The organism is Streptomyces sp. NPDC046308, assembly GCF_055588065.1.
This window is the reverse complement of the sequence record NZ_JBVJFB010000002.1, coordinates 927,148-939,493: the sequence shown is the minus strand read 5'-3', so window position 1 is coordinate 939,493 and position 12,346 is coordinate 927,148. Positions and strand designations below refer to the sequence as shown.

Below are 12,346 nucleotides of genomic sequence, written 5' to 3'. Positions count from 1 at the left end.
CCCGACCCGGGCTGGGCATAGCATCTGACCATGAGCGACGACAGCCACGAGCACCAGAGCTTCGAGACCCGCGCGATCCACGCGGGCAACACGGCGGACCCGCAGACCGGCGCGGTCGTACCCCCGATCTACCAGGTCTCCACGTACAAGCAGGACGGCGTCGGCGGCCTGCGCGGCGGATACGAGTACAGCCGCAGCGCCAACCCGACCCGCACCGCGCTGGAGGAGAACCTCGCGGCGCTGGAGGGCGGCCGGCGCGGGCTCGCCTTCGCGTCCGGACTGGCCGCGGAGGACTGCCTGCTGCGTACGCTGCTCTCCCCGGGCGACCACGTGGTCATCCCCAACGACGCGTACGGCGGCACCTTCCGCCTCTTCGCGAAGGTCGTCTCCCGCTGGGGCGTGGAGTGGTCGGTGGCCGATACCTCCGACGCCGAGTCCGTACGGGCCGCCCTCACCCCGAAGACGAAGGTCATCTGGGTCGAGACCCCCTCCAACCCGCTGCTCGGCATCACCGACATCGCCGTGGTCGCCGACATCGCGCGGACGGCCGGCGCCAAGCTGGTCGTGGACAACACCTTCGCCTCGCCCTACCTGCAGCAGCCGCTCGCGCTGGGCGCGGACGTGGTCGTGCACTCGCTGACCAAGTACATGGGCGGGCACTCCGACGTGGTCGGCGGCGCGCTGGTCACCGCGGACGCGGCGCTGGGCGAGGAACTGGCCTACCACCAGAACGCGATGGGCGCGGTGGCCGGCCCGTTCGACTCCTGGGTCGTGCTGCGGGGCATCAAGACCCTGGCCGTGCGCATGGACCGGCACGCGGAGAACGCAGGCAAGATCGTCGAGGTGCTGAAGCGGCACCCGAAGGTCACCAAGGTCCTCTACCCGGGCCTGCCCGAGCACCCGGGCCACGAGGTCGCCGCCAAGCAGATGCGCAACTTCGGCGGCATGGTCTCCTTCCAGGTCGCCGGCGGCGAGGAAGAGGCCGTCGCGGTCTGTGCCCGCACGAAGATCTTCACCCTGGCCGAGTCCCTGGGCGGCGTCGAGTCCCTCATCGAGCACCCGGGCCGCATGACGCACGCGTCGGTGGCCGGCTCGGCGCTGGAGGTTCCGGCGGACCTGATCCGCGTCTCGGTGGGCATCGAGAACGCGGACGACCTCATCGCGGACCTCACCCAGGCCCTCGGCTGACCCCACCGGGCCCCGCCCCAGCCCGGCGGGGCCCGGCCAGCCCGGCCGGGCACATTCCGGCGAGGCTGATTTGGCTGGGCGAAGCCCGGAAGGCGGCGGAGCCGGGCAGGGCTACCAGCCCTCCAGGGGTGGGGAGATGCCGCTCGGCGGGGCGACCCAGGGCCGGGTCAGCGAGGCCCAGACGACGAAGGCCACCGCGGCAGCGAAGAGCACGGCCCACCCCAACCGCCGCCACGCCCGCCGCCGCCGCATCAGCCGGTCACCCCGGGCCGCCGCCCCCGCCGCGAGACCGGCCGGCACCGCCGGGTACGGCCCTTCCAGCAGCTGCCTGACCTGTGCTTCCTTCCGGTCCGGGATTCCGCTCACGCCGCCTCCCGGGACCTCAGCGCGGCCACGGCCCGATTGCACAGCACCCGTATGCGCTCGACCGTCAGCCCCAGCTGCGCCGCCGCGACCTCCTCCGCGACGCCTTCGTAGAGCCGCAGGACGAGGACGAGCCGTTCCGGCGGGCTCAGCCGCGCCAGCACGCCGGTGCCGCCCTGGTGGCGCCAGCCGGTCCGGGCGAAGGCCGAGCACAGCTCCTGGCGGGTGAAGTCGTACGGGTCGTCACCGCGCAGCCGCTGCCAGTTCGCGTACGTACGGGCCAGCGCGCCCGCCAGCAGCCGGCGGGCGGCCTCCGGTTCACCGGTCAGCAGCAACCCGACATGCAGGAGCCGCCCCGCCGCGCCCGCGACGAAGGACTCGAACTCCGCGTAGGAGCCAGCGTGTTGATCAACGACCCGCATAGTCCACATAGTGCGGGCAGCGGGACCGTCCAGGTCAAGAGGACGGACGGACTCCGCTCAGGAGGCCGGGCCGGCTTCGGCCACGGCGGCCGCCATCAGTTCCGACAGCGACAGGTTGAAGCGCGTCAGCAGTCCGGTGAAGGACTCCCGCTCGTCCTCGCTCCAGCCCTCCGTCACCCGGGCCATCAGCTCGCGCCGCGAGGAGCGGACCTCCTCCAGCCGCGCCAGCCCCCGGGGGGACAGCGCGAGCACCACGGCCCGCCCGTCCTCGGGGTGCGAGGTCCGCTTGACCAGGCCGCTGTCGACCAGCGGCGCGACCTGCCGGGTCACCGTGGAGGAGTCGATCCCCATGCCGCCGGCGAGCGCCTTGACGCCCATCGGGCCCTCCAGGTCGAGCCGGTTCAGCAGCAGGTAGGCGGCGCGGTCCATCGAGTTGCGGGCCTGGCCCACACCGCCCAGGCGGGTCTGCTCGGCGCGGCGGGCGAAGACCGCCACCTGGTGCTGGAGCGAGTCGAGGAGACCGCCTCCGGCGGGCGCGTCGGCCGCCGCGGGCAGGTCGGAATTGGCCGGGGTGGAAGGCATGGCCGTGGGCTCTCTTCGCGTGGGTCCGACAAGGATGGGGGACAGAGTACGCGGCCGTGCGGCGGCCCGTACGCCTCGTACGAGAACTGATACGGCCCGTCCGCGCGACCGTCCCGCCCACGTCCCAGATGGCGAGATTTCGCCCCTCCCGAAGCGTCTCCGGCGGCCCCCGCGGATGCGGTGCTCGCCGCACCCCGGCCCGGGGCGCTTGCGGCGACCCCGTCCCCGAGGACTTCCGGAGCCGGCCCCTGCGCCCCGAGCCGCCCCGGCCGCGGGCTGCGAGACTGGCGCCATGAACTACCGCGTGCCCCAGCCCGTCCCGCAGGTCATCCTCGACGACGTCCGGGGGGCTCAGAAGATGCTCTCCGGCGTCTCCCGGGTCACCGCGATGGAAGGCAGCCGGCACCTGTCCTCACTCACCGGGTCCCCGGTCCACCTCAAGTGCGAGAACCTCCAGCGCACCGGCTCCTTCAAACTGCGCGGTGCCTACGTCCGCATCGCAGGCCTGCGTCCGGAGCAGCGGGCCGCCGGTGTCGTCGCGGCCAGCGCGGGCAACCACGCGCAGGGCGTGGCGCTCGCCTCCTCCCTCCTCGGGGTCCGCTCCACCGTGTTCATGCCGGTCGGGGCGCCGCTGCCGAAGGTGGCCGCGACCCAGGAGTACGGCGCCGAGGTGCGCATGCACGGACAGGTCGTCGACGAGACCCTCGCCGCCGCCCAGGACTACGCGGACCGTACCGGCGCGGTGTTCATCCACCCCTTCGACCACCGCGACATCATCGCGGGCCAGGGCACGGTGGGCCTGGAGATCCTGGAGCAGTGCCCCGAGGTGCGGACCATCCTCGTCGGGATCGGCGGCGGCGGTCTCGCGGCCGGGGTCGCCGTCGCCGTGAAGGCGCTGCGGCCCGACGTGCGGATCATCGGGGTGCAGGCCGCGGGCGCGGCCGCGTACCCGCCCTCGCTCAGGATGGGGCACCCCGTCTCGATCGACGAACCCGTCACGATGGCGGACGGCATCAAGGTCGGCCGCCCCGGCGACATCCCCTTCGCCATCATCGGCGAGCTCCTCGACGACGTGCGTACGGTCTCCGAGGACGCCCTCTCCAGCGCTCTGCTGCTGTGCCTGGAACGGGCGAAGCTGGTGGTCGAACCGGCCGGCTGCAGCACGGTCGCGGCCCTGCTGAGCGAGCCCGAACTGTACGGCGGCGGACCGGTGGTGGCCGTTCTGTCCGGTGGCAACGTCGACCCGCTGCTGCTCCAGCGGATCCTGCGCCACGGCATGGCGGCGGCCGGCCGTTACCTGTCCCTGCGGCTGCGCGTGGCCGACCGCCCCGGGGCCCTGGCCGGGCTCCTGGCGGTGTTGTCAGTGGTGGATGCGAACGTGTTGGACGTGAGCCACGTACGGACCGACCCGCGGCTGGGGCTCACGGAGGTGGAGGTGGAGCTGCACCTGGAGACGAAGGGCCCGGAGCACTGCGCGGAGGTCGCGCGGAAACTGCACGCCGCGGGATACAAGGTGATGAGCTAGACGGCGGACGCCGTCGGGGTGCCGGCACCACCCGTTCGGCCGGGCGAGACCCACCCGGCGCCCATAGGATTTGCGTAGAAAAGCCCTGAAATCCTTGATTCTACTGGCCCGATTCACACTGGGAGAATCCATATGCCAGGCGCTATCTACGCCGAAGGTCTGGTCAAGACCTTCGGCGATGTACGGGCTCTGGACGGCGTGGACCTCGATGTCCCCGAAGGCACCGTCCTGGGTCTGCTCGGCCCCAACGGCGCCGGGAAGACCACGACCGTACGCGTCCTGACCACCCTGCTCCGGCCCGACAGCGGCAAGGCCGTCGTCGCCGGCATAGACGTCCTCAAGCACCCCAACGAGGTCCGCCGGGCCATCGGCCTCTCCGGCCAGTTCGCCGCCGTCGACGAGTACCTGACCGGCCGCGAGAACCTCCAAATGGTCGGCCAACTCTACCAGATGAAGTCCAAGGCCGCCAAGGCGCGGGCCGACGAACTGCTCGAACGCTTCAACCTCGCCGACGCCGCCGACCGCACCGCCAAGACCTACTCCGGCGGCATGCGCAGGCGACTCGACCTCGCGGCCGCCCTCGTCGTCAGCCCGCCCGTCATGTTCATGGACGAGCCCACCACCGGCCTCGACCCCCGCAACCGCCAGCAGCTGTGGGGGATCATCCAGGAACTGGTCGCGGGCGGCACCACCCTGCTGCTCACCACCCAGTACCTCGAGGAGGCCGACCACCTCGCCCACGACATCTGCGTGGTCGACCACGGCAAGGTCATCGCCCGCGGCACCTCCGACCAGCTCAAGGCCCGTACGGGTGGCGAGCGCGTCGAGGTCGTCGTCCACGAGCGGGACCACATGGCCACCGCGCGCGAGGTGCTGGCCGGCTTCGGCAAGGGCGAGACCACCGTCGAGGAGCACACCCGCAAGCTGACCGTGCCGGTGTCGGGCGGTGCCAAGCTGCTCGCCGAGGTCATCCGGGAACTGGACGGCCGCGGCATCGAGATCGACGACATAGGCCTGCGCCGCCCCACCCTGGACGACGTGTTCATCTCCCTCACCGGCCACGCGGCCGAGCGGATCGCCGAGGAGAACGGCGAGCGCGCTGCCGCCGCCGACGCCAAGGGCCGCAAGGCCGCACGCAAGGAGGCGGCGAAGTGACCCTCACCTCCCCGGCCACGGACCTGACCGCCCCCCGGCCGCGCGGCGGCATCGTCCAGGGCGTCAACGACTCCCTGGTGATCGCCAAGCGGAACCTCATCCGCATGTCGCGGATCCCCGAGATGATCATCTTCGGCGTGATCCAGCCGGTGATGTTCGTCGTGCTCTTCAGCTACGTCTTCGGCGGCTCGATCATGGTCGGCGACACCACCTCGCCCGCCGCCTACCGCGAGTTCCTGATGGCGGGCATCTTCGCGCAGACCGTCACCTTCGCCACGGCCGGCGCGGGCGCGGGCATCGCCGACGACATGCACAAGGGCCTGATCGACCGCTTCCGCTCGCTGCCCATGGCCCGCGGCGCGGTCCTCACCGGCCGCACCCTCGCCGACCTCGTCCAGACCACGCTCACCCTGTTCGTCCTGGCGATCGTGGCCCTGCTCGTCGGCTGGCGCACCCACACCAGCATGGGCGAGGTCCTCGCCGGCTTCGCACTGCTGCTCCTGCTCGGCTACGCCTTCTCCTGGATCGGCGCCCTGATCGGCCTGTCGGTCCGCACCCCGGAGGCGGCCACCTCGGGCGGGCTGATCTGGCTCTTCCCGCTGACGTTCATCTCGAACGCCTTCGTCCCCTCCGAGAACATGCCGCCGTTCCTGCGGACCATTGCGGAGTGGAACCCGTTCAGCGCGACCGTCCAGGCGGCCCGCGAGCTCTTCGGCAACCTTCCGGAGGGCTACCCGGTCCCGGACGCCTGGCCCATGCAGCACCCGGTCCTGGCGTCCGTGCTCTGGTCGCTGCTGATCATCGTGGTCTTCCGGTCCCTCGCGGTGCGCAAGTACCGCTCGGCGACGGCGTAGGACCGCGCGCGTACACCTGCGTACGAGGGTGCGCGGGTACGACGATGCCCGGCCGGGAGAACCGAACCCGGCCGGGCATCGTCGCGTGAAGCGGAAAACGTGAAGCGGGAAATCAGAAGGTGACCAAGGGTGATCAGCCGGTGAAGGGCTTGACGTCCAGGATCTTGACCGAGGCCTTCTTGCCGTTCGGCAGCTCGTACTCGGCGTCCTCGCCGATCGCCTTGCCCAGCACGCCGCTGCCCAGCGGGGACTGGGGGGAGTACGTCTCGAAGTCCGAGGACGCGTACTCGCGGGAGGCCAGCAGGAACTCCATCGTGTCGTCCTCGTCGCCGTCGAAGGCGATCTTCACGAGCGTGCCGGGGGCGACGACGCCGTCGGACGCGGGCGCGGTGCCGACCTTGGCGTTCTCCAGGAGCTGCGTGAGCTGGCGGACCCGGAGCTCCTGCTTGCCCTGCTCCTCCTTGGCCGCGTGGTAGCCACCGTTCTCGCGCAGGTCGCCCTCCTCACGGGCGGCTGCGATCTTCGTGGCGATCTCCGTGCGGGCAGGACCAGAGAGGTAGTCCAGCTCCGCCTTCAGCTGGTCGTACGCCGCCTGGGTCAGCCAGGTGACGCTTTCGCTCGTCTGGGTCACGGGTGCTCCTCGTCGGTACAGGGGACTTCAAGCCGCCAGCGGCGGACGAAACCACGAGCCTAACAATTCGGGAAGAAAAGAGGGAGGACCCCAGAGGCTCATTGCCCCGTCGGCCGCGTCGTCAAGCCTCAGCGGGCGGAACCCGCCGGCTGGCAGCCGACCAGCTCGATCATCGTGGCACGGCTCGTCGTCTTCAGGGACACGACCTCGTCCACGCGGCTCTCGGGCTGGGCGAAGGTGAAGTCGGCGCGGCCCACCTCGCCGTGCTCCTTGTCCTGCGAGCTCAGGGAGCAGACCCCGGTGACCGAGGCCTCCTTGCGGACCTCCAGGTGCACCTTGACCTCGGTGTCCGAAATCACCTGGAACTTGATCACTTCGGCGCTCACGCTCTGTCCCGCGATGTAGTCCCAGCCGATCCAGCCGATCACACCCAGCAGCAGGGCGCCCAGCGCCGCCCCGATGATCTTGAGCTTCCGGTCCGCACGCTCGTCCGCCGACCGGCCGTAGCGGCCCTCAGGCAGTCCCTCGCGCACCGCGCTCATGATCGTTTCCTCTCTGCGGGGAGGGTGGGCACCCCTGGAATTTTCCGTCCCCCAGTTCGGTCACTATAGAAGCCGACCGTCGCGCCGAATCGCAGAGGATCCTGTCTTGACCGAGCAGCTTCGACTGATGGCCGTCCACGCCCACCCCGACGACGAGTCGAGCAAGGGCGCGGCCACCATGGCCAAGTACGTGTCCGAGGGGGTTCCGGTGCTGGTCGTCACCTGCACCGGTGGCGAGCGCGGCTCCGTGCTGAACCCCAAGCTCCAGGGCGACAAGTACATCGAGGAGAACATCCACGAGGTACGCGCCAAGGAGATGGACGAGGCCCGCGAGATCCTCGGCATCGAGCAGGAGTGGCTCGGCTACGTGGACTCCGGCCTTCCGGAGGGTGACCCGCTGCCGCCGCTGCCCGAGGGGTGCTTCGCGCTCGCGGACGTCGACGAGGCCGCCGGGGAGCTGGTGAAGAAGATCCGCGCCTTCAAGCCGCAGGTCATCACCACGTACGACGAGAACGGCGGCTACCCGCACCCCGACCACATCATGACCCACAAGATCACGATGGTGGCCTTCGACGGCGCGGCCGACACCGAGAAGTACCCCGAGGGCGAGTTCGGCCCCGCCTACCAGCCGCAGAAGCTCTACTACAACCAGGGCTTCAACAAGCCGCGCACCATCGCCCTGCACGAGGCGCTGCTCGCCCGCGGCATGGAGTCCCCCTACGGCGAGTGGCTGGAGCGGTGGAAGGAGTTCGAGCGCAAGGAGCGGACCCTCACCACCCACGTGCCGTGCGCCGACTTCTTCGAGATCCGTGACAAGGCGCTCATCGCGCACGCCACGCAGATCGACCCGGACGGCGGCTGGTTCCGCGTCCCGATGGACGTCCAGAAGGAGGTCTGGCCCACCGAGGAGTACGAGCTCGCGAAGTCGCTCGTCGACACTTCCCTCCCCGAGTCCGACCTCTTCGCGGGCATCCGGGAGAATGCGTAGCCATGAGCGCTACGCAGGCAGCACTGACCCAGCTCCTCCCCCTGGCGGGTGACACCTTCGACAAGAACAAGGTGACGCCCGGCATCCTGGGGTTCATCGTGTTCGCGGCCCTCGCCCTGGGGGTGTGGGCCCTGATGAAGTCGATGAACCGGCACATGGGCCGGGTGAACTTCCAGGAGGCCCCCGACCCGGCGGCCCCCTCGGCCACCGCCCCGGGCGAGGACCCCTCCCGGGCGTAGCCCGTCTCCAGCCGTGCCCTTGGCCTGGCCGGCCGGTTCGCAGCGGTCCCGACGCGCGGCGCCGCTGCTGGGACTCCGCCCCAGGTCCTCCCCCGGACTCCGTCCGGGGACCCCTGCTCACACGCCGGAGGGGCCGGATCGTGCTGCGGGGCTGAACGTGCCGGTTGGGCCGGGGTGAGGTGTGTACCGGGGCTGAACGTGCCGGTGGGGACGGGGTCGGGTGTGTGCCGGGGTGACCCCCGCAGGGCGTCGAACCCAAGGTGCCCGGTCCCTCCGACCCCCCGACACGTTCGGCGCCCGAGGAGACGCCCCGGCGCGCGCCCGGCCCCGGCCCGACCGGCCCCCCGGTGCTCGGCCCGAGCGGCGCAGCCAACCGGCCCCGCCCCCGCCGACCCGCCGGAGGCAACCGGCGGTCACGCCGCCGGCGGGACGCCCATGATCTCGCGCGAGTGGAGGTTCGGGACCAGGCCGAGGCGCCAGGCCTGCCAGCCCTCCGACGGGTCCACGCCACGGCCCAGGACCACCCCGTACGTCTCCAGGCAGTCCTCCAGCCGGCCGTCCCGCGCCGGATGCGCCGACTGCGCCAGCCGGGCCAGCTCCGCCCGCGCCTCCTCCGGGGCGCCCGGCACCGCGTACGGCAGCATCGTGCACCGCAGGAAACGGCCCCAGTCCTCCCCGCGCCGGTCCCCGTACGAGATGAACAGCCGCACCGCCTCCTCGCACAGGCCCAGCGCCTGCGACAGCCGCCCGTTGCCCGCGTCGATCACCGCCAGCTCCAGGCACGTCCACGCCTCGCCGTGGGCCAGCCCGATCCGCCGGAAGTCCGCCCGCGCGTCCACCAGCAGCTGACGGGCGAAGCCGGAGTTGCGCAGGTTGCCCGTCTGCGCCGCGCGCTGGTCGCGGGTCACCCGGCCCGAGTGGTGGCGGGCGTGCGCCAGCCCGTACACGTCCCGCATCCGCGAGAACATGGTCCGCGCCCGCTCCAGCTCCCGTACCGCCTCGTCGCGCCCGCCGCCCTCCTCCAGCGCCTGCCCGAGGTAGTACTGGGTCCACGCCTCGCCGCGCGCGTCCTCCGCCTCCCGGTGCCGGGCCAGCGCCTCCCGCAGCCGTTCCACCGCAGGCCCCGGATCCCCGTCCACCACCCGGGCCCGCCCCAGCTGGGTCAGCGCCCACGCCTCGCCGCGGTCGTCGCGCGTACGCCCGTACAGGTCGAGGGCGAGCCGCAGCTCCTCCTCCGCCCGCCCCACGTCCCCGTACCGCAGGTGCACCTGCCCCAGCTGGAAGTGCGCCCACGCCTCGCCGTGCACGCTCTCGCTCTCCCGGTGCAGGGCCAGCGAGACCTCCAGCAGCCGCGTCGCCTCCGCCAGGTGCGCCAGGTCCCGCTCCACCGCCGCGAGCGCGTGCAGGCCCCAGGCCCGGTCGCCCGCCAGCTCCGGCGGCTCCTGGAGCACGAGCGCCTCACGGATGCGGGCCGCGGCCTCGGGAAGATTTCCCTGGTGGTGCAGGGTGATGCCCAGCGAGACCAGCGCCATCGCCGCCCCCGCCTCCTGATGGGCCTCCATGTACTGGTCCACCACCGACGCCAGCGTCGTGCGCGCCTTGTCCAGCTCGCCCAGCTGCCGCGCCGCGATACCCGTACGCCACTGCACCGACCGCACCAGCCTCCCCTGCTGCCCCGCCTGCCCCTCCAGCCCCTCCAGCTCCTTCCGACCCGCCTCCACGGCCTGGGTGAGCTCGTCGATCTCACCGAGCCGGTACAGGTCGCCGCGCAGCAGGCAGAAGTCGCACAGCGCGCCGAGCAGGTCGAGCACCGCCTGCTGGTCCACGCCCTCCGAATGCCGCAGCGCCGCCGTGATGAAGCTCGACTCGTCGTCCAGCCAGCGCAGCGCCGCGTCCAGCGACACGAAGCCGTGGCCGCCGAACTGGTTCGCCCGCGTCGACATCTTCCCGTCGACCATCCGGATCACCGAGTCCGCGAGCTGCGCGTAGTTGCGGATCAACCGCTCGTGCGCCGCCGCGGCCCCCGCCCGGTCCCCGTCCGCCGCCGAGCGCCGCGCCGCGTACGCGCGCACCGCGTCGTGCATCCGGAACCGCTGGCCGCGCACCCGCTCGATCAGCCCGGCCTCCCACAGCTCCTCCAGCGTCCGCAGCGCCGCCTGCTCCGGTACGTCGGCCAGCGCGGCCGCCGCCGCACCGCCCAGGGAGGCCCGCCCGGCCAGGGGCAGGCGCCGCAGCAGCTCCCGCGCGGGCTCGGCGAGACGGGCGTCGGCGGCGCGCAGGGCGGCCTCCACCGGGTGCGCGGCGCCGTCCGCCGCGGGGACCGTGCCGTCGCGGACCAGCGGGGCCAGCATGCGCAGGGCGAGCGGGAGCCCGCCGCTGAGCTCCACCACGGCAGCGGCGGCACGGGCCGCGGCTCCGGCGCCGGCGTCAGCCCCGGCTCCGGCGTCGGACCCGGCCGTGCCGTCGGCCCCCGCGCCGACCGCGCCGACCGCGCCCGCCGTCCCGACCGCGCCGACCGCGCCCGCCGTCCCGGCAGCCCCGCCCGCCCCCACCAGCTCCGCCGCCTCGTCCGCCGCCAGCCGCTCCACCGGCAGCTGGTACACCCACGCCGCCAGGTCCGCCGGCAGCTCCAGCGGCTCCCGCGCCGTCACCAGCACCAGGCTCTCCGAGCGCTCCGGAACCAGCACCCGCACCTGCGCCGCGTCCACCGCGTCGTCCAGCAGCACCGTCACCGGCAGCCCCTGGAGGTGCTGGTGGTACAGCTCGCCCAGACGCCGTACCTGCTGCTCCGCCGAGGCACCCTCCCGGAACAGCAACTGCTCGCGCGGCGCCCCCAGCCGGTTCATCAGGTGCAGCAGCGCCTCCCGCGTCGACAGCGGCGCCTCCCCGGGATCCCCGACGGCGGACCCGCCCCGCAGGTCCACCACGCACGCGCCCCGGAACTGGTCCCGCACCGCGTGCGCCGCCCGCAGCGCCAGCGCCGTACGGCCCACTCCCGGCTCGCCGTGCAGCACCACGACCACCGGGCGGGTCTCCGTACTGGCCCGCGCCGCCCGCACCCACTGCGCGATCCGCGTCAGCTCGGCGCGCCGGCCCACGAACACGCCCGACGGGTCCGGGAGTTGCCCGAACGACTGCTCCAGCACACTGCGCCGCCGGGCCTCCGCGCTGCGGTCCGTACCGCGCAGCGGAGCGGTCAGGGCCGCGGGCCGGGCCACCGGCCGCGTCGCCCGCGCCGCCGCGGCCACCGCGCGCTGCTGCTCCAGGAAGGGGCGTATCCCGCGTACCTCCAGCGCCGACAGCCACTGCAGCCTCAGCTGCTCCGGCCCGCCGGGCCGCCCCAGTTCGCCGGCCCGACGGTTCGCGGCGGGCAGGTGAAGCGCCGTCACCTTCGCGACCGTCGCCACCGCCCCCGCGATGCCCACGACGGCGCCGACCGTCAGGGCCGTGCCGGCCGCGACGCCGAACGACAGGTCCGCCCCGACGGCGGCGGCCGCGGCGACCGCCGTCACGAGCGCCGCCGTCGAGGTGTTGCCGCGCCGGAAGGCCTCACCGAGCGACTCATCCCCGGCCGCCGCCTCGTCCAGGGCCCGTACGTACGCCTCGTACTCGGGGGCGGCACTCGCGGCGAGCGCGTCCAGGGCCTCCCTGCCCCGCGCCAGCAGCGCCGCTCTGTCCACCGCCGAACCCCCCGCCTGCCGAGCCGCCTCGTCCACGGCCCGCGCCAGCAACTGCTCGGCCTCACCTCGATGACTGTCCCGCATCGGCATCCCCCTCAGAGAGCTCCGGTCGAGTCGAGTCCCAAGTGTCGTGCGCGAGGGACGTGAACGCGAGGGAATCTGAGCGAGATCAGAGCT

Annotated in this window: 12 protein-coding genes; 6 read left to right on the top strand and 6 right to left on the bottom strand. The window is 72.8% G+C overall.

The window, feature by feature from the left end:
- Positions 1–30 precede the first annotated feature (30 nt).
- Positions 31–1,188: a cystathionine gamma-synthase gene (locus ACZ6JT_RS11650; protein WP_469209243.1), complete on the top strand. Its 1,158-nt coding sequence runs from the start codon at positions 31–33 to the stop codon at positions 1,186–1,188.
- A gap of 111 nt (positions 1,189–1,299) precedes the next feature.
- Here ACZ6JT_RS11650 and ACZ6JT_RS11645 read toward each other — a convergent pair whose 3' ends face one another.
- Genes ACZ6JT_RS11645 through ACZ6JT_RS11635 form a run of 3 tightly spaced genes read right to left on the bottom strand, consistent with a single transcriptional unit; the run spans position 1,300 to position 2,555 of the window.
- The gene (locus ACZ6JT_RS11645; RefSeq protein WP_365483625.1) at positions 1,300–1,554 is read right to left on the bottom strand and encodes a hypothetical protein; all 255 of its coding nucleotides are present in this window, start codon (positions 1,552–1,554) and stop codon (positions 1,300–1,302) included.
- Positions 1,551–1,973: a sigma factor-like helix-turn-helix DNA-binding protein gene (locus ACZ6JT_RS11640; RefSeq protein WP_469209242.1), complete on the bottom strand. Its 423-nt coding sequence runs from the start codon at positions 1,971–1,973 to the stop codon at positions 1,551–1,553. The genes ACZ6JT_RS11645 and ACZ6JT_RS11640 overlap by 4 nt, the downstream gene beginning before the upstream one ends.
- Before the next feature lie 57 nt (positions 1,974–2,030).
- Entirely contained in the window at positions 2,031–2,555 is a 525-nt protein-coding gene (locus ACZ6JT_RS11635) for a MarR family winged helix-turn-helix transcriptional regulator (RefSeq protein WP_365483632.1), read from the bottom strand.
- Positions 2,556–2,847: 292 nt separating this feature from the next.
- Between ACZ6JT_RS11635 and ilvA the strand changes: the two genes are divergently transcribed.
- The 3 genes from ilvA to ACZ6JT_RS11620 all read left to right on the top strand — a co-directional run bounded on the left by ilvA (position 2,848) and on the right by ACZ6JT_RS11620 (position 6,089).
- Positions 2,848–4,080, top strand: a complete 1,233-nt coding sequence (ilvA, locus tag ACZ6JT_RS11630) for a threonine ammonia-lyase (RefSeq protein WP_469209241.1) — start codon at positions 2,848–2,850, stop codon at positions 4,078–4,080.
- Between the two features lie 132 nt (positions 4,081–4,212).
- Positions 4,213–5,235: an ATP-binding cassette domain-containing protein gene (locus tag ACZ6JT_RS11625; protein ID WP_469209240.1), complete on the top strand. Its 1,023-nt coding sequence runs from the start codon at positions 4,213–4,215 to the stop codon at positions 5,233–5,235.
- Positions 5,232–6,089: an ABC transporter permease gene (locus ACZ6JT_RS11620; protein WP_469209239.1), complete on the top strand. Its 858-nt coding sequence runs from the start codon at positions 5,232–5,234 to the stop codon at positions 6,087–6,089. The genes ACZ6JT_RS11625 and ACZ6JT_RS11620 overlap by 4 nt, the downstream gene beginning before the upstream one ends.
- Positions 6,090–6,222: 133 nt before the next feature.
- Here the strand turns inward: ACZ6JT_RS11620 and greA are convergent, their stop codons facing one another.
- Complete coding sequence (gene greA / locus ACZ6JT_RS11615; RefSeq protein WP_030009952.1) at positions 6,223–6,720, bottom strand: transcription elongation factor GreA; 498 nt, start codon at positions 6,718–6,720, stop codon at positions 6,223–6,225.
- A gap of 128 nt (positions 6,721–6,848) precedes the next feature.
- On the bottom strand, positions 6,849–7,262 hold the full coding sequence (locus tag ACZ6JT_RS11610) for a DUF4307 domain-containing protein (protein WP_365483644.1): 414 nt from the start codon (positions 7,260–7,262) through the stop codon (positions 6,849–6,851).
- Between the two features lie 106 nt (positions 7,263–7,368).
- On the opposite strand from ACZ6JT_RS11610, the gene mca reads away from it, so the two are divergent.
- Positions 7,369–8,250 (top strand): mycothiol conjugate amidase Mca, encoded by an 882-nt coding sequence (mca, locus tag ACZ6JT_RS11605; RefSeq protein WP_469209238.1) that lies wholly within the window; start codon positions 7,369–7,371, stop codon positions 8,248–8,250.
- A gap of 2 nt (positions 8,251–8,252) precedes the next feature.
- Positions 8,253–8,489, top strand: a complete 237-nt coding sequence (locus tag ACZ6JT_RS11600) for a hypothetical protein (RefSeq protein WP_469209237.1) — start codon at positions 8,253–8,255, stop codon at positions 8,487–8,489.
- A gap of 413 nt (positions 8,490–8,902) precedes the next feature.
- Here ACZ6JT_RS11600 and ACZ6JT_RS11595 read toward each other — a convergent pair whose 3' ends face one another.
- A complete protein-coding gene (locus ACZ6JT_RS11595) occupies positions 8,903–12,253 on the bottom strand; it encodes a tetratricopeptide repeat protein (protein WP_469209236.1) in 3,351 nt (1,116 codons plus the stop codon).
- Positions 12,254–12,346: the final 93 nt, after the last annotated feature.